At 63.1% G+C, this 15,559-nt stretch carries 16 protein-coding genes; 8 read left to right on the top strand and 8 right to left on the bottom strand.

What is annotated here, in order from left to right; translation table 11 throughout:
• Positions 1–59: 59 nt before the first annotated feature.
• From ACGYK4_RS05625 to purF, 4 genes are all read left to right on the top strand, one after another.
• Entirely contained in the window at positions 60–857 is a 798-nt protein-coding gene (locus ACGYK4_RS05625) for a DNA repair protein (RefSeq protein ID WP_394455504.1), read from the top strand.
• Between the two features lie 105 nt (positions 858–962).
• Positions 963–2,330 carry a DNA repair protein RadA gene (radA, locus tag ACGYK4_RS05620; protein WP_394455502.1) on the top strand — a complete coding sequence of 456 codons (1,368 nt, stop codon included), beginning with the start codon at positions 963–965 and terminating at the stop codon, positions 2,328–2,330.
• A 29-nt stretch (positions 2,331–2,359) separates the two neighbouring features.
• A complete protein-coding gene (locus tag ACGYK4_RS05615; protein WP_394455501.1) occupies positions 2,360–2,914 on the top strand; it encodes a CvpA family protein in 555 nt (184 codons plus the stop codon).
• Positions 2,915–3,147: 233 nt separating this feature from the next.
• Positions 3,148–4,632 carry an amidophosphoribosyltransferase gene (purF, locus tag ACGYK4_RS05610; protein ID WP_209217844.1) on the top strand — a complete coding sequence of 495 codons (1,485 nt, stop codon included), beginning with the start codon at positions 3,148–3,150 and terminating at the stop codon, positions 4,630–4,632.
• A gap of 84 nt (positions 4,633–4,716) precedes the next feature.
• Here purF and ACGYK4_RS05605 read toward each other — a convergent pair whose 3' ends face one another.
• On the bottom strand, positions 4,717–4,986 hold the full coding sequence (locus ACGYK4_RS05605; protein WP_394431809.1) for a hypothetical protein: 270 nt from the start codon (positions 4,984–4,986) through the stop codon (positions 4,717–4,719).
• 199 nt (positions 4,987–5,185) lie between these two features.
• Here ACGYK4_RS05605 and infC point away from each other — a divergent pair, with 199 nt between their 5' ends.
• Positions 5,186–5,734, top strand: coding sequence for a translation initiation factor IF-3 (gene infC / locus ACGYK4_RS05600; RefSeq protein WP_209217843.1), 549 nt, complete (start codon positions 5,186–5,188; stop codon positions 5,732–5,734).
• Positions 5,735–5,846: 112 nt separating this feature from the next.
• Here the strand turns inward: infC and ACGYK4_RS05595 are convergent, their stop codons facing one another.
• From ACGYK4_RS05595 to ACGYK4_RS05570, 6 genes are all read right to left on the bottom strand, one after another.
• Complete coding sequence (locus ACGYK4_RS05595) at positions 5,847–7,793, bottom strand: OmpA family protein (protein ID WP_394455499.1); 1,947 nt, start codon at positions 7,791–7,793, stop codon at positions 5,847–5,849.
• 162 nt (positions 7,794–7,955) lie between these two features.
• Positions 7,956–8,744, bottom strand: a complete 789-nt coding sequence (locus ACGYK4_RS05590) for an FAD binding domain-containing protein (RefSeq protein WP_394408260.1) — start codon at positions 8,742–8,744, stop codon at positions 7,956–7,958.
• Between the two features lie 65 nt (positions 8,745–8,809).
• Positions 8,810–11,185 (bottom strand): xanthine dehydrogenase family protein molybdopterin-binding subunit, encoded by a 2,376-nt coding sequence (locus ACGYK4_RS05585; RefSeq protein WP_394455497.1) that lies wholly within the window; start codon positions 11,183–11,185, stop codon positions 8,810–8,812.
• Between the two features lie 106 nt (positions 11,186–11,291).
• Complete coding sequence (locus ACGYK4_RS05580) at positions 11,292–11,777, bottom strand: (2Fe-2S)-binding protein (protein ID WP_067268228.1); 486 nt, start codon at positions 11,775–11,777, stop codon at positions 11,292–11,294.
• An 86-nt stretch (positions 11,778–11,863) separates the two neighbouring features.
• The gene (locus ACGYK4_RS05575) at positions 11,864–12,865 is read right to left on the bottom strand and encodes a molybdopterin-binding protein (RefSeq protein WP_394455496.1); all 1,002 of its coding nucleotides are present in this window, start codon (positions 12,863–12,865) and stop codon (positions 11,864–11,866) included.
• Positions 12,862–13,821 carry an XdhC family protein gene (locus ACGYK4_RS05570; protein ID WP_394455494.1) on the bottom strand — a complete coding sequence of 320 codons (960 nt, stop codon included), beginning with the start codon at positions 13,819–13,821 and terminating at the stop codon, positions 12,862–12,864. The genes ACGYK4_RS05575 and ACGYK4_RS05570 overlap by 4 nt, the downstream gene beginning before the upstream one ends.
• 145 nt (positions 13,822–13,966) lie before the next feature.
• Here ACGYK4_RS05570 and ACGYK4_RS05565 point away from each other — a divergent pair, with 145 nt between their 5' ends.
• From ACGYK4_RS05565 to grxD, 3 genes are read left to right on the top strand one after another with little or no spacing between them, the layout of a single operon-like run.
• A complete protein-coding gene (locus tag ACGYK4_RS05565; RefSeq protein WP_067268222.1) occupies positions 13,967–14,203 on the top strand; it encodes a BolA family protein in 237 nt (78 codons plus the stop codon).
• A gap of 2 nt (positions 14,204–14,205) precedes the next feature.
• Positions 14,206–14,550 carry a hypothetical protein gene (locus tag ACGYK4_RS05560; RefSeq protein ID WP_394455493.1) on the top strand — a complete coding sequence of 115 codons (345 nt, stop codon included), beginning with the start codon at positions 14,206–14,208 and terminating at the stop codon, positions 14,548–14,550.
• 1 nt (position 14,551) lies between these two features.
• A complete protein-coding gene (gene grxD / locus ACGYK4_RS05555) occupies positions 14,552–14,914 on the top strand; it encodes a Grx4 family monothiol glutaredoxin (protein ID WP_209217636.1) in 363 nt (120 codons plus the stop codon).
• 80 nt (positions 14,915–14,994) lie between these two features.
• Here the strand turns inward: grxD and rpiB are convergent, their stop codons facing one another.
• Entirely contained in the window at positions 14,995–15,444 is a 450-nt protein-coding gene (rpiB, locus tag ACGYK4_RS05550; RefSeq protein ID WP_394431793.1) for a ribose 5-phosphate isomerase B, read from the bottom strand.
• Positions 15,445–15,559 lie beyond the last annotated feature (115 nt).

The raw sequence follows: 15,559 nt of genomic DNA, 5'->3' as shown, positions 1-15,559 counted from the left end.
GATAAGGAGGCGTTGGTCGGCAGAAACTTGCTTAGTAGCTCTTCCAGGGGGGAGAAAGTATGTCCCAGCTTCGTTCCTTTGCCTACCTCATCCAATTCGCCTTTCAGCGGCTCGCCGTTGTGGTCTTTGCCCTTGCGGCGATTGCCCTTACCGGTGCCAGCATCATGGCGGCCCTCGGCCTGTGGAATTGGATCAGCCTTGATCTGCAATACGGCGGTGAGCCTGTCGAAAACGCCGGGATGTACGCCCAACTGGCGCTGACCGTCCTTGCTGTGGGCCTGTGCTTTTTCCTGCCCACCAACCGCCGTGTCATGCAGCTTGAGACCTCGCACCGTCAGTTCAATGTCGGCATGCAGGACGTGGCCCGCGCCTATGCCGCCGTGCACGCCGCCGACCGGGCCGAAACCTTTCAGATGAGCTCGGAATTCGATTCGGTGCGCGAGCGTCTGGCCTATCTGCGCGATCATCCCGACCTCGCCACGCTGGAGCCTGCCGTGCTGGAAATGGCCGCTCAGATGAGCCATGTGGCCCGCGATCTGGCCGAAGTCTATTCGGATGAGAAACTGGCCCGCGCCCGCAGCTTCCTCAAGCAGCGTCAAGAAGAAGTCGAGCTTTTCAACAGCCGCCTCGATCAGGCAAAAGCGATTTCGACCGAGATGAAACATTGGCTGCATGAAGTCGAACTCGAAGAAAGCGTCGCCGTGGCCCAGCTTGAGCGTCTGCGCGAGGAAGTGCGTGAGATCATGCCAGAGCTTGGCCTTGAACGTGTGGTCCAGACCGAAACACCCGAGCGCAAGCCTGAGACGACATCGCTCGACAATATCGTGATCGACCTGCCGCCCAAAGCCGCTGAGTAATTCCAGCGGCGGCATCCGGCCCATTGGGTTCCCCCCCCGGGATCATCGCCCAATGGCCGGATGCTTTTCCTTTGACGCCATCGGGCACCTGCGCGAAAAGGGCCCATGGCCAAATCCTCCTCCAGTTTTTCCTGCGCCGAATGCGGCGCGAAACATTCCAAATGGTCCGGGCGCTGTGACGCCTGCGGCGCTTGGAACTCCATCGTCGAAGACAAAGGCATCTCCGCAGGCCCGCCCAGCAAATCCTTGGGCGCAAGGCGCGGCTCTGCCATTGAGCTCACCGATCTTGCCACACAAGAAACCCCGCCCCCGCGTGCACAGTCCGGCATTGCGGAGTTGGACCGCGTGTTGGGCGGCGGGCTGGTGCCTGCTTCGGCGATCCTCGTGGGCGGCGATCCCGGCATCGGGAAATCGACCCTTCTGCTGCAAGCCGCCGCGCATTTCGCCAACTCCGGCCTCAAGACGATCTATGTCAGCGGGGAGGAAGCCAGCGCCCAAGTCCGCATGCGCGCGCAACGTCTGGGGCTTTCCGAAGCGCCGGTGAGACTGGCCGCGGAAACCAACCTGCGCGACATCCTAACCACGCTCGAGGCCGAGCGCCCGCAGCTTGCCATCATCGACTCGATCCAAACCATGTGGGCCGACAACGTCGAAAGCGCGCCCGGATCGGTCAGTCAGGTCCGCGCCGCGGCGCATGAGTTGACCAGTTTCGCCAAACGCCGCGGGGTCGCGGTGATCCTCGTGGGCCATGTCACCAAGGAAGGCCAGATCGCTGGCCCCCGCGTGGTGGAGCATATGGTCGACACCGTGCTCTATTTCGAAGGCGAGCGTGGCCACCAGTTCCGCATCCTGCGCGCGGTGAAAAACCGCTTCGGCCCGGCGGATGAGATCGGCGTCTTCGAGATGACGGGCGGCGGTCTGTCAGAGGTGATCAACCCCTCGGCGCTGTTCTTGTCGGAACGCGGGCAACCCTCCCCCGGTTCGGTTGTCTTTGCGGGCATCGAAGGCACCCGGCCTGTCTTGGTCGAGCTTCAGGCGCTGGTGGCCCCCTCGCCCCATTCTCAAGCACGCCGCACGGTGGTGGGCTGGGATTCGGGGCGTCTGGCGATGATCCTCGCGGTATTGGAAGCGCGGTGCGGAATTCCTTTCGCGGGGCTGGATGTCTACCTCAATGTGGCGGGCGGGATGAAGATCTCCGAACCCGCCGCCGATCTCGCCGTGGCCGCCGCGATCCTCTCGGCGCGGGAAGACGCGGCCCTGCCCGCCGAAACCGTTGTTTTCGGTGAGATTAGCCTCTCCGGTGCGCTGCGCCCCGCCAGCCAGACGGAAAACAGGTTGAAAGAGGCGCAAAAACTTGGTTTTACGAGCGCTATTGCACCGCGCGGCGGCAAGGCTGTGGGTGTGACCGGAATTGCGCTGAATACGATGAGCGATCTGACCGGATTTGTTGGCGAAATTTTCGGGGCGGGCTGATCCCCCCTTAGACGAGGGCGAGAACGCGCATGGACGGTTTTACCATTATTGACGGGGTGGTCGCGGTTGTGATCGTGCTATCGGCTCTGCTGGCCTATGGCCGCGGGCTGGTGCGCGAACTGATGGCGATTGTCGGCTGGATTGCAGCGGCGGTTCTGGCCTTTCTCTTTGCACCGCAGGTCGAACCACTGGTGCGCGAACTGCCCTATGTGGGCGAATTTTTGGCCGATAGCTGCGAATTGTCGGTGATCGGTGCCTTCGCGCTGGTCTTTGCCGCGGCGCTGATCGTGGTCTCGCTCTTCACGCCGCTCTTCTCCTCGCTTGTGCACCGCTCGATGCTGGGTGGCGTGGACCAAGGGCTTGGCTTCATCTTTGGCGTCGTGCGCGGCGTGCTGCTCGTCGCGATTGCCTTTTTTGTCTACGACACGGTCATCACCGGTGAGCGGACCACCATGGTCGAAAACAGCCGCTCCGCCGCCGTATTCTCGCGCTTCACCGGCCAGATCGAAGAAAAAGACCCGCAAGAGGCGCTCGGCTGGATCACCAACCGCTATGAGGCGCTGGTGGGCAAATGTAGCGGCTAAGGCCTTCATAATCTCTTAACACAATCCTTTTAGACAGGCGGCCAGAGCATCATGGCCGCCTGTTTTGCGTTTGGGCTTGGCAGGTTACGGGGGCCGCCTCCTTGGCGGGCAATGCGGCGCTTTATCCTGCCTCATGCCCCCCGCAGGCGACATGCGGGGTGACAGCCGCTTACGAAGCCCCTACATAGGCAGCGACCTCACCCGGATTCGGAGTTGCCCCGTTGTCCAAGCACATGCCGCCCGCCCATCCCTTTGACACTTCCTATCTGCGCGACAGCGGAGATGAGGATAAACTGAAGGAGGAATGCGGCGTCTTTGGCGTGGTTGGCGTTGCCGATGCCGCCACTTTCGTGGCCCTTGGCCTGCACGCCCTCCAGCACCGTGGACAAGAGGCTGGCGGCATCGTCAGCTACGATCCCGCCGCCGGTTTCCAATCGGCCCGCCGCTTTGGCTATGTTCGCGACAACTTCACCTCGCAGGATGTGATGCAGACCCTGCCCGGCGAGCTGTCCATCGGTCACGTCCGCTATTCGACATCCGGTAACAAAGGCCCCACCGCGATCCGCGACGTGCAGCCTTTCTTTGGTGAGTTCGCCATGGGCGGGGCCGCGATTGCCCATAATGGCAATATCACCAATGCCAACGCCCTGCGCCGTGAGTTGATCGAGCGGGGCTCGATCTTCCAATCCTCCTCCGACAGTGAGTGCATCATTCACCTGATGGCCCGATCCTTGCAGCAAAACATCCCCGAGCGGATGGAAGATGCGTTGCGCCGGGTCGAGGGGGCTTTCTCGGTCGTTGCCATGACCCGTACCAAGCTGATCGGCGTGCGCGATCCGCTGGGCGTGCGCCCGCTGGTGCTGGGCCGTGTCGGCGATGGCTGGGCGCTGAGTTCGGAGACCTGCGCGCTCGACATCATCGGCGCGGAATTCGTCCGCGAGATCGAACCGGGCGAGATGGTGGTGATCACCGAGAAAGGGGTCGAAAGCCACTTCCCCTTCCGCCGTGTCGCCTCGCGTTTCTGTATCTTCGAGCATGTCTACTTTAGCCGCCCCGACAGCATTCTCGGCGGTCGCTCGGTCTATGAAACGCGTGAGAATATTGGCCGCGAACTGGCCAAGGAAAGCCCTGTGGAAGCCGACCTCGTCTGTCCCGTGCCTGATAGCGGCACCCCGGCGGCGATTGGCTATAGCCTTGAATCCGGCATTCCCTACGCGATGGGCATCATTCGCAACCAATATATGGGCCGGACCTTCATCGAGCCGACCGAGCAGATCCGCAATATGGGGGTCCGTCTCAAGCTCAACGTCAACCGCGCGCTGATCAAGGGTAAGCGGGTGATCTTGGTCGACGACTCGGTGGTCCGCGGCACAACCTCGCGAAAGATCAAAGAGATGATCCTCGACGCGGGCGCGAAAGAGGTGCACTTCCGGATCGCCTCCCCCCCCACGGCTTGGCCCTGTTTCTACGGCGTCGACACCCCGCAGCGCGAAAAGCTATTGGCGGCGACCATGTCCGAGGATGAGATGCGCGACCACTTGCAGGTCGACAGTCTCAAGTTCATCTCGCTCGACGGTCTCTACCGCGCGGTGGGCGAAGCCGAAGGCCGCAACGCCGACTGCCCGCAGTATTGTGACGCCTGTTTCTCGGGCGACTACCCGGTGACCCCTGCCGATCAGGTTAAGGAAGGTTTCCAGATGAAGCCCGCCGCCGAGTAACCCGCCAGACGGATCAAACCAAAGCAAAGGCCGCGCCCGGTTCCCCGGACGCGGCCTTTGCTTTTCCGCATTGCGCGGAGCCGCTTAATTCTGCGCCGCAGGCTCCGCCGCGTCATTGGCGCTCTCGGTTGCGTCATCCACGGCATCGCTGATCGCCTCCCCGGCGGCATCCACGCTGCCTGCGATTGCATCAGCGGCGTCTTCGGCGGCGTTGGTCATATTATCGGCCACCTCGGGCGCATTGATCGCCTCAGAAGCTTCGATGGCCACTTCCTGCGGCCCCTTGCCGGTGAAAAGCATATAGCCCGCCAGCGCAATCAGCGCCGCCACGACCAACCAGACCAGATTCTTCATTCCATTCCCCTTAATCTACGCCCCGCGAGGTTAAAGATTTCCCCCGGGGCCGCATAGCCGTGAATTGCGCCACAATCGCCCCAGATCAAGGGTAAATCGCCCCAAACCCCACGCATAGCGTGATTTTGCGACTTGAAGATGGCCCCACGCGGGTTTACCTTGCATTCTCGAATTAGGTAACAATCAAAGGACCATCACCATCGCTCGCAGACCTCATAACGCGCCGCCCCAACGTGACACCGGCCCGCGCGTCAACGACAAGATCCGTGCCCCCGAAATCCGCCTGATCGGTGCCGATGGCGAAAACGTCGGCGTTGTCTCGCCGCAGCGTGCCATGGAAATGGCCGATGACGCCGGCCTCGACCTTGTTGAAATTTCGCCCAATGCCAAGCCGCCCGTGTGCAAGATCATGGATTTCGGCAAGTTCAAATATGAACAGCAAAAGCGCGAGAGCGAAGCCCGCAAGAAACAGAAGATCATCGAGATCAAAGAGGTCAAGTTCCGTCCCAATACGGACAAGAACGACTACGATGTGAAGATGCGCAATGTCTTCAAGTTTCTTGAAGGTGGCGACAAGGTGAAGGTTACTCTCCGGTTCCGTGGCCGTGAGATGGCGCACCAGAACCTCGGTCGTGAGCTTTTGGAGCGCGTCGCTGCCGACACCAAAGAGATCGGCCGGGTGGAGAACTTCCCCAAGATGGAAGGCCGCCAAATGGTCATGGTGATCGGGCCCCTGCCCAACAAGTGATCAGGCTCAATCGGGTCCGCATGACGGGTCCGACTGGCACCTTCACCATCCAATAACGCAAAACGCCCCCGGATCGCTCCGGGGGCGTTTTCTGTTTTGGGTGTTAGTCTGCTTAGCGCAGCAGACCTGTAATGTTCCGTACCACGGCACGACGGTTCGCGGGTTCCGCCGACGTGGTCGGCACGCGCAGCTGGCTCTCGCCATAGCCTTGCGTGATCAGATTGGCGGGCGGCACATCGAAGTACTCGGTCAGCGCCAAAGCCACGGTCTCTGCACGGCGGTCCGACAGGGCGAGGTTATAGCTCGCATCGCCAACCGCATCGGTGTGACCTTCGACGAGGATCACGGTGCGCGGGTCCTTCTGGATCAGGTCACGCAGTGTGGTGCCGATATTAGCAAGCGCGCGGGCCTGTTCAGGCTGGATCGCGGCGGAGCCGGTGGGGAAGCGCACGGCATCAAGTTCCAGTTCGGGCGCGAGGGAGCGTACCTCACGGATTTCACGCACCTGACGCAGGGAGAATGTCCGCCCCTGATCGTTGCGCATCTCAGCTTGCAGGGCCTGACGCAGCGCGGCTTCGTCTTGGGTGCTGGCGCGCTGTGCCTGCTGAGTTTGCTGGACCTGCGGCAGATCGTTCACGACAACTTCGCGCTCTTCCACGAGGTCATCGACCAGCACATATTCACGGCCCTGCGCATCAAAATTCGTCCGGCGCAGCACGGTGCCATCGCGCGAGCGGATGGTCTCGACCCGGCTGCCGTCGCTCTTGGTCACGATGGTCCGGGTGGAGCCGTCGTCGAAGGTCTGGGTCTGCACCTCGTCACCGGGGCGGCGGAGTAGAGCGTTGTCATCCTTCAGGACGCGCAACTCGCCCGTGTCGTCTTGCACGACCACACGGTCACCGGAGCGGCTGACGATTTTCTCACCATTGTTCAGAACCGAGCCGACAGCCACGGCCCCAAGGCCGAGCAGCAGCGCTTTTTCGAAGTCCGACATCCCGCTGTCGTCGTCCTCAGCGGCGGCGGCATTGGCGTCACCTGCGGCAGTCACTTCGGTTTCGAAGTCTTCGTCCGAGCTGCGCACGTCTTCTTCGGTAACTTCTTCGGTCACGACTTCGGCGTCCGCATCGCTTTCGGCAGCAGCGGCGGCGGCAGCTTCACGCTCGGCGCGGCGTTGCTCACGGCGCTCTTCGCGGCGTTCGGCACGGCGGGCTTCGCGGCGCTCTTCACGGGCTTGGATCTGCTCTTCGGTCAGACCGGCGTTGTCTTCCTCGCCGACTGCTTCGCCGCTGGTTTCGGATTCCATTTCGGGATCGGCTTCTTCCAAGGTCTCGACGGCAGTCTCATTGGCTTCCGCGTCAGCCGCAGCTTCGGCGTTGTCCTCGGTCGCTACATTCTCGATAGCCTCAGCATCGGCTTCGGCGGTTGCTTCGGCTTCAGCTTCCACGTCCTGCGCGGTCTCAGCCTCTACCTCGGCGTCTTGTTCGATCTCGGCCTCGGCCTCTTCCTCAACCTCGACTTCGCTTTCCTGCTCGGCTTCAACTTCCGCCTCGGTCTCAACCTCTTCCTCGACTTCGACCTCGCTCTCAGCCTCGGCGGTCATTTCGGCTTCGGCCTCGGCGGCTTCTGCTTCCGCTTCGCTTGCGGTTTCCTGTGCCGCCTCGGCTGCGGCTTCAGCCTGGGCCTCTGCTGCATCGGCGGCCTCTTCGGCCTGTTCGGTCACGTCATTCACGGCAGCCGCAGCAGCGTCCCCCGTGGCTTCAACCGCGCCGGCCGCCTGATCCAGTAGCGAACCCGCCTCGGCTTCGGTTTCCGCCTCGGCCTCGACTTCTGCTTCACCTTCCGCTTCGACTTCCGCCTCGGCCTCACCGCTCAGCCCGTCCATAACACGAAGCTCTTCGGCACTTTCTACCGTCTGATCGTCGAATGCGCAGGGGAATTCGGTCGCTTCGCCCACGGGGCCGCATTCATTCAGATTTTGCTCCTGCGCAAAGGCGCCATGCGGGAAAGCCAAGGCAAGGCTCAGACCCAGCGAAGTCGTAGATCTCAGTAGGTTTTTCATGTTCACGTCCTCATCATTACGGGAACGCCGTTCGGGCAGCGCTTGTCACCCAACGCATGATGGGGGCGCTGGTTCCGCTATCCAATATCAAGAGCTTACCCCATGAAAACACCGCGCCCCCTCTGGGGACGCGGCAAAGGTTTACGCTGCTGTTATCGGCTATCAGGCGATGGCGGCCACGGCGCGGCGGGTCATTACGCCGCACAGATGGGCGCGGTAGGCGCCGCTGCCGTGCAGATCGCTGATCATGTCACCCGCGTCGAGGGTCAGCCCCTCCAACGCCTCCGGCGCGAACCGTTCCGACAGGGCAGTTTCGGCTTCACTCCAGCGGAAGACACCGTCGTTCGACGCACCCGTGATCGCCACGCGCACCCCATCGCCGAGGCGCGCGACATAGGCCGCGACCAGCGGGAAGCGCGAGGCGGGCTGAATGAATTTCTCGTAATGTGCGGCCTTAGGAATGGGGAAACGGACGCCGGTGACGATCTCCCCCTCCTCCAACGCGGTGGTGAACATGCCTTGGAAATAGTCATCCGCGGCAATCTCGCGGCGGTCGGTCTCAATCGTCGCGCCACTGGCCAGAGCGCCCGCCGGGTAGCAGGCAGAGGGGTCGTTATTGGCGAGCGATCCGCCGATGGTCCCCCGGTTGCGCACCGCCGGGTCGCCGATCCGTGCGGCGAGGCTGGCGAGCGCCGGGTAGCTCTCCGCCGCCTCGCGCATGACCGTGGCATGGGTCGTGCCGCCACCGATCCACAGCGCGCCATCGCGCATCTCAACCCCTTTGAGCGCATCGATCCCCGCCAGCGACACCAGAACCGAGGGCATCGCCAGCCGCGCCTTCAGCGTGGGGATCAACGTCTGACCGCCGCTGAGCGGTTGCGCATCCTCCTGCCCCAAAGCCTTGACCGCATCCGCCACGCTGCTGGGGCGCTCTACTTCGAAATCATACATCTTTCATCCTTCCCAGAGGCCGCCCGAGCGTCGCCTCTTTTCTCAAACCAATCTTCAGCAGGCCCTTAGCCATTCATCGCCTCCCAGATTCGCGCGGGGCTGACCGGCATGTCAATATGGCCGATGTCCTTCCCGCCCGAGCGCATGGCGTCGAGCACCGCGTTAACCACCGCAGGCGGGGAGCCGATGGCCCCTGCCTCCCCACAGCCTTTCACGCCCAAGGGGTTGTGCGTGCAAGGCGTCTGGCAGGAATGATCCACGTCATAGAACGGCAGATCACTGGCGCGCGGCATGGCGTAATCCATGTAGGACGCGCTGAGGAGTTGGCCGTCTTCATCGTAAGCGCAGTTCTCTAAAAGCGCCTGACCGATGCCTTGGGCCAAACCGCCATGGACTTGGCCGGTCACGATCATCGGGTTCACCACATTGCCGAAATCATCGGCGGCGGTGAAACGTTCGACGGTGACATGGCCGGTCTCGGGGTCCAACTCGACCTCGCAGGCATAGGCCCCCGCCGGATAGGTGAAGTTCGACGGGTCGTAAAAGGCGGTTTCCTCAAGCCCCGGTTCAATCTCTTCCAACGGGTAGTTATGCGGCACATAGGCGGCGAGTGTCACATCGCCCCACGCCACGGATTTATCCGTGCCCGCAACGCTAAAGGCCCCATCCTTCAACTCGATATCCCCTTCCGAGGCCTCGAGCAGGTGGCTTGCGATCTTCTTGGCCTTGGCGATGATCTTTTCGGTTGCGCGCACCATGGCGCTGCCGCCCACCGCGAGCGAGCGCGAGCCATAGGTGCCCATGCCCATCGGCACCTTAGAGGTGTCGCCATGGACGATCTCGACCATATTCTCGTCGATGCCGATCATATCGGCCACCACCTGCGCGAATGAGGTCTCATGCCCCTGCCCGTGGCTGTGGCTGCCGGTCATCACGACCAGCCCGCCGGTGGCGTTGACCCGCACCGTCGCGCTTTCATAGAGCCCCGCGCGCGCGCCGAGTTGGCCCACAAGGTTCGACGGTGCAATGCCGCAGGCCTCGATATAGCAGTTCACGCCAAAGCCGCGCAGCTTGCCCTTCGCCTCACTCTCACGGCGCCGAGCTTCAAAGCCCGCGTGGTCCGCGATCTCTTCGAGCTTGTCCATCGTGGCGTTGTAATCGCCCGTGTCATATTCCACTGCCACCGGTGTGGCATAGGGAAACTCCGTCACGAAGTTTTGGCGGCGCAGCTTGATCGGGTCGACCTGCAACTCATGCGCGGCCTTGTCGATCAAACGCTCCAACTGATAGGTCGCCTCGGGCCGACCGGCCCCGCGATAGGCATCTACTGGCACGGTATTGGTAAAGACCGCCTTAACATTGACATAGATCAGCGGCGTTTTGTAATTCCCCGCCATGAGCGTGCCGTGCAGCCATGTCGGCACCGAGGGCGCGAAGGTCGACAGATAGGCCCCCATATTGGCATAGGTATCGGTGCGCAGGGCGGTGAAGTTGTTCTCTGCATCCAGCGCCAGTTCGATCTTGGTCACATGGTCGCGGCCATGGGCGTCGGACATGAAGGCTTCCGAACGGCTCGAGGTCCATTTCACCGGACGCCCCACCGCCTTGGCCGCGAAGGTGCAAAAGGCCTCTTCCTGATAATGGAAGATCTTGGTCCCGAAACCGCCGCCGACATCGGGGGCCACCACGCGCAGCTTGTGCTCGGGGATACCCAGCACGAAGGCGCCCATCAGCAAGCGGATCACATGCGGGTTCTGGCTGGTGGTATAGAGCGTATGCTCCCCGTCCGAGCGGTTGTAATCGCCGATGGCGACGCGCGGCTCCATCGGGTTGGCGACGAGGCGGTTGTTGACCAGTTCCAACGTGGTGACATGGGCGGCCTCGTCAAAGGCTTTGTTCACCGCCTCCTTATTCTCTTCCACGAAACCCCAGTCGTAGCAGAGGTTGCTGGTCAGGTCGTCATGCACCTTGGGCGCATCGTCTTTCACCGCGTCTTTCATGTTCACCACGGCGGGCAACTCGTCGATATCGACGACAATCGCCTCGGCGGCGTCACGGGCCTGCGCCAACGTCTCGGCCACGACGGCGGCGATGGGCTCGCCCACATGGCGGACCTTTTCATGGGCCAGCACGGGGTGTTTCGGCTCCTGCATGGGTTGGCCGTGTTTGTCGGTGATCTGCCAGCCGCAGGGCATCCCGCCCACTTCGGCGAAATCCGCGCCGGTGAAAATCTTCAGCACGCCGGGCATGTCTTCGGCGGCAGAGGTATCGACCCCGGTCAGCCGCCCATGGGCCACATCCGAGCGCAGGAAAAACACATGGGTCTGGCGGCGCAGGTTGATGTCATCGGTATAGCGCCCCGCCCCGGTGAGAAAGCGCACATCCTCCCGTCTTTTGCTGCTGGCCCCAATACCGCTCGTCGGTTCAAAATCCTTTGGCATAATATCCTCCCGTTTGGTGGCGGTGCGGATGCACCTGATCCGTCACGCGGCCTCCGGTTCTGGCGGTCCTCCCTCCGCCATCACCGGCCTGCCCGGCGTGACGCCGTTACTCTGCCGCCAGCGCGCTGACCTCTTGGCCGCTGGCCGCCATGATCGCTTTGACGATATTGTGGTAGCCGGTGCAGCGGCAGATGTTGCCGTCAAGGTAATGGCGCACCTCGGCCTCCGAAGGTTTCGGGTTTTCCTTGAGCAGCGCCGCTGCCGACATCACCATGCCCGGCGTGCAAAAGCCGCATTGCAACCCGTGGTGATCCTGAAACGCCTGTTGAATGGTGCTGAGCGTGCCATCGGGGGCCGCCTGCCCTTCGATGGTCTCGACCTCGGCGCCATCGGCCTCGACCGCGAACATGGTGCAGGCTTTGACCGCATTGCCGTTCACATGCACCACGCAGGCGCCGCATTGGCTGGTATCGCAGCCCACATGGGTGCCGGTCAGTTCCAGATCATCGCGCAGGAAATGCACCAGCAGCGTGCGGCCCTCGACCTCTCCCGACGCGGGTTTGCCGTTCACGGTCATCTTGACCTGTGTCATGTTCTTCCTCCCAGTCTGACGCTTGTTGAGATCAGTTAAGCACGACAAGCCCTAGTTGAGAACATATATTTTCCTAAGGTTTTGCCTCAGCCGTTGCCCGCGCTTTTGCCGGGGTTGCGCGGCTGCGGGCGCGTTGGGATCTCTTTCAGCAAGCCGCCCACCCCCATAGCCGCGATATCCGCACTGGTGACAGGAATGCCGCAAACCAGCCGCGACAGCACCCAATCGGCCCCGTTGAGCGCGGGCGAACGGGCGCAGCCCGGCAGGCCGATCACCGCGCGGGTGCCAAGCTGGCCGAGAAAAAGCAGATTGCCCGGATCGACCGGCATGCCAAAGCGCGTCACCTCGCCCCCCGCCGCGCGCAGGGCGGAGGGGGCGACGTCATTGATGTCCGACGTGGCGGAGGCGGTGAGGATCAGGACCAGATCGGTCTCTGCCGCCGCAATCGCCTCGGCCAGCGGGGCGCTGCGATGGGGGACGGTTACGACATCGCGAAGGGTCACATTAAGCGCCGTCAGCCGCCCCTCCACCGCGGCGCGGCCCTTGTCACCGGCGCCGCCGGGCACGTCGGTAATAATCAGCGTGGCATCGCGCAGCACAGGCGGCGCGAGGCGCAAGGCGCCCTCTCCCGCCGCCGCGCAGGCGGCCTCGACTGTGCTTTCAGACAGGGCGTAGGAGATGATCTTGATCGTCGCCACCATGCCGTTTTCGCCCATCTGCTGATAGGGTGGCACGGTGGCCAGCGTGATCATCGGGTCCACCGCATTGACCGCCTCAAGCGCCGCGCGGTCCATCACCACCACCCCCGGCCCATCGGCCAGCAGGTTCACCCGCCCGGTGAAGGGTTTTGACATTCGCAGCCCCGCACCGCAGAGGCTTTCGGCCAGCCGCGCAGCGCCTGCGTTCTCGTCAATATCACCGGGGTCGAGCCGGGCAACGATCACCTCTTCGATGCCCGCGCCGTCCAGCGCTGCGATATCCTCTTGGGTCAGCACGCGGCCCTTGCGCAGCCGCCCCTTTTCAACCGCAACGGAATGGGCCAGCGTCGCGCCCAAAGCCGCGCTCAAAGGGACCGGGCCAAACCTCATGGCCGGCGCAGGCTTTGGATCATCTGGGCAAGGATCGACACGGCGATCTCAGCCGGGCTGGCCGCACCGATATCGAGGCCGACCGGCCCGTGGATACGCGCCGCCTGCTCTGCCGCCACACCTGCTTCCGCCAGCCGATCAAGCCTACTGGCCTGCGTCCGGGTCGAGCCGAGCGCGCCGATATAGAAAGCCTCGGACCCGAGCGCCACATGCAGCGCCGGATCGTCGAGTTTCGGGTCATGGGTCAGCAAGACGACGGCGGTGCGCGCATCAACCCCGATCTCGCGCAGGGCGGCATCGGGCCAATCGTTCACCACTTGGCAGTCGGGGAAACGGGCGGGTGAGCCGAAAGCCTTCCGCGGGTCGACGACGATCGGATCGAACCCCGCCTCTGTCGCCATGCGCACCAGATGCTGCGCGATATGCACGGCGCCCACGATCACCAACCGCAGCGGCGGATTGTGGATGGCGATGAACCGCCCTGATTCATCCTCCACACCTGAGCGGTCGCGGCGAAAGCGGTCATCATGCCCCGCCTCTGACAGCCGACGGTCGCTGCCGTCCAACGCCACCTCATAGGCCACCGGCTTACGGGCCGCGCGCCGTGCCACCAACTCGCGCAGCATCTCGAGGCTTAGCGCCTCCGGCCCCACCGGCTCCACCAGCACCTTAATCGTGCCGCCGCAGGCCAGCCCTACGGCAAAGGCATCGCCATCGCTGACGCCATATTCCAACAGCCGCGTGCGGCCGTCCTCCAGGGCCTCCAAAGCCTCAACCACCACGGCCCCTTCGACGCAACCGCCCGAGACGGACCCCATCATCGTGCCATCGCCCGCCACGGCCAGTTGCGCGCCAGCGCGCCGGGGGGCGGAACCCCATGTTTCCACCACCGTGGCAAGGGCCACAGGCTGTCCGGCTTCAGCCCAGTCGAGCGCTTGTTCGGGGATCCGGTCCATCGGTTGTCCTTTCAACGTGAGGGCGCAAAGTGTGTCGCAATAGGGGCAAAGGTCAATGGCCGATCCGGCGTTCGGCTTCGCCTTGCACGCCGTGGCCAGCGGCACTACATCTAGCCTAAGCACTCACAACAGCCGGAGCCACCCCATGCCCATGCAAGCCAGCGAAATCGAAGACCTGATCCGCGCGTCCTTTCCGGATGCCAAGATCACCGTCGAAGGCAATGATGGCGTGCACATGGCGGCCATGGTCGTGGACGAAAGCTTTCGCGGCATGAACCGGGTCCAGCAGCAGCGCGCCGTCTATGCGGCCCTTAAGGGCAAGATGGACGGGTCAAACGGCGAATTGCACGCGCTGGCGCTGACCACCCGGACCCCGGACTAATCATGTGGAGCTGGGTCGCTGCGGCTGTCGTGGGCGGGATCGCCGCCACCGCCTATGCCCAGCACCGCGCCCGGCGCGGCCAGCATGTGCCGCTGTCGCAGCGCCAGCCACCCCGGCCTGAGACCGGCAAGGTGCCGCTGGGGATGGAGGCGCTGGATTTGGATGCCGTGGCCAGCACCGCGCGGCGCAACGAGAGCCTGGAGCGCGGGCATACGAATTGGACCAAGAAGCGGGGCGGCTTTTTCCTTGGCGGGGCCGAGGTTGAGGTCAAACCCTGGGCCGACGACGAAACCTATGCGCGGCGCTATCACGCTGCGTTCAAGAAACCAGATACGAAGGACGAATGACATGAGCGATGCCGCAAGCCAGATTAAGGAACAGATCACCGAGAATGACGTGGTTCTGTTTATGAAGGGCACCAAGGAAATGCCGCAGTGCGGCTTCTCCAGCCGCGTGGCCGGAGTGCTGAACTACATGGGCGTGAACTACAGCGACGTGAACGTGCTGGCGGATGAGAACCTGCGTCAGGGGATCAAAGATTTCTCCGACTGGCCGACCATCCCGCAGCTTTACGTCAAAGGCGAATTTGTCGGCGGCTGCGACATCATCACCGAGATGACGCTGTCGGGCGAATTGGACACCCTGTTCGACGAGAACGGCGTCGCTTTCGACAAGGAAGCCGCCGATAAGATCCGCGAAGCCAACGGCTAAGCCGGGCGCCCGCGTCAAACAAAACACCCCGGAGCGGTTTCGCGCTCCGGGGTGTTTTTGTATGTAAGGCCGGGGGCAGCTCAGTCTTCGATGGCCGTGATCATATCGACACGGCGGCCATGCCGCCCGCCTTCGAATTCGGTGTCGAGAAAGGCATCCACGATCTCAAGCGCCAGACCGCCGCCGATCACCCGCGCGCCCATCGACAGCATATTCGCGTCATTATGCGCCCGGATCATCTTGGCCGAGAAGGTATCGCTGCAAACGCCGCAGCGGATGCCTTTGACCTTGTTGGCGGCCATCATGATGCCCTGCCCCGTGCCGCAGATCAAAATGCCCAGATCGAATTCCCCCGCCGCGATGCGCCGTGCGGCGGCTTCGCCATGTTTGGGGTAGTCGGTGCTTTCCGCCGTCGCGGGACCGATGTCTTCAACCGTGAACCCGCGTTCGGCCACATGGCGCGCGATGTCTTGGCGCAGGGCGATGTCGGCGTGGTCACTTGAGATGATGATGCGGGGTTTGGTGGTCATTCTGAGGGCGTCCTGATTTTGCGTCATGGAGTGTCGCGCCGTAGGGGCGCGTTTGTTGGTCGCCCCGTAGGGGCGCGTTTGGTGGTCGCGCCGAAAGGGGCACTTTTCGCGCCCC

The sequence above is a fragment of the Sulfitobacter sp. 1A13368 genome (assembly GCF_043557275.1).
GTDB classification, from domain to species: domain Bacteria; phylum Pseudomonadota; class Alphaproteobacteria; order Rhodobacterales; family Rhodobacteraceae; genus Sulfitobacter; species Sulfitobacter faviae.
Note: the sequence above shows the minus strand (reverse complement) of the source record. Positions and strands in the feature narration are given on the sequence as shown.

What these genes read in the sequence shown, in the direction of transcription:
- ACGYK4_RS05575 (WP_394455496.1), bottom strand. Translation starts at nt 12,865, where the DNA reads ATGAGGTTTGGCCCGGTCCCTTTGAGCGCGGCTTTGGGCGCGACGCTG.
- grxD (WP_209217636.1), top strand. Translation starts at nt 14,552, where the DNA reads ATGAGCGATGCCGCAAGCCAGATTAAGGAACAGATCACCGAGAATGAC.
- purF (WP_209217844.1), top strand. Translation starts at nt 3,148, where the DNA reads ATGCCGCCCGCCCATCCCTTTGACACTTCCTATCTGCGCGACAGCGGA.
- ACGYK4_RS05560 (WP_394455493.1), top strand. Translation starts at nt 14,206, where the DNA reads ATGTGGAGCTGGGTCGCTGCGGCTGTCGTGGGCGGGATCGCCGCCACC.
- ACGYK4_RS05615 (WP_394455501.1), top strand. Translation starts at nt 2,360, where the DNA reads ATGGACGGTTTTACCATTATTGACGGGGTGGTCGCGGTTGTGATCGTG.
- ACGYK4_RS05605 (WP_394431809.1), bottom strand. Translation starts at nt 4,986, where the DNA reads ATGAAGAATCTGGTCTGGTTGGTCGTGGCGGCGCTGATTGCGCTGGCG.
- rpiB (WP_394431793.1), bottom strand. Translation starts at nt 15,444, where the DNA reads ATGACCACCAAACCCCGCATCATCATCTCAAGTGACCACGCCGACATC.
- ACGYK4_RS05590 (WP_394408260.1), bottom strand. Translation starts at nt 8,744, where the DNA reads ATGTATGATTTCGAAGTAGAGCGCCCCAGCAGCGTGGCGGATGCGGTC.
- ACGYK4_RS05580 (WP_067268228.1), bottom strand. Translation starts at nt 11,777, where the DNA reads ATGACACAGGTCAAGATGACCGTGAACGGCAAACCCGCGTCGGGAGAG.
- ACGYK4_RS05585 (WP_394455497.1), bottom strand. Translation starts at nt 11,185, where the DNA reads ATGCCAAAGGATTTTGAACCGACGAGCGGTATTGGGGCCAGCAGCAAA.
- ACGYK4_RS05565 (WP_067268222.1), top strand. Translation starts at nt 13,967, where the DNA reads ATGCCCATGCAAGCCAGCGAAATCGAAGACCTGATCCGCGCGTCCTTT.
- ACGYK4_RS05625 (WP_394455504.1), top strand. Translation starts at nt 60, where the DNA reads ATGTCCCAGCTTCGTTCCTTTGCCTACCTCATCCAATTCGCCTTTCAG.
- radA (WP_394455502.1), top strand. Translation starts at nt 963, where the DNA reads ATGGCCAAATCCTCCTCCAGTTTTTCCTGCGCCGAATGCGGCGCGAAA.
- ACGYK4_RS05595 (WP_394455499.1), bottom strand. Translation starts at nt 7,793, where the DNA reads ATGAAAAACCTACTGAGATCTACGACTTCGCTGGGTCTGAGCCTTGCC.
- ACGYK4_RS05570 (WP_394455494.1), bottom strand. Translation starts at nt 13,821, where the DNA reads ATGGACCGGATCCCCGAACAAGCGCTCGACTGGGCTGAAGCCGGACAG.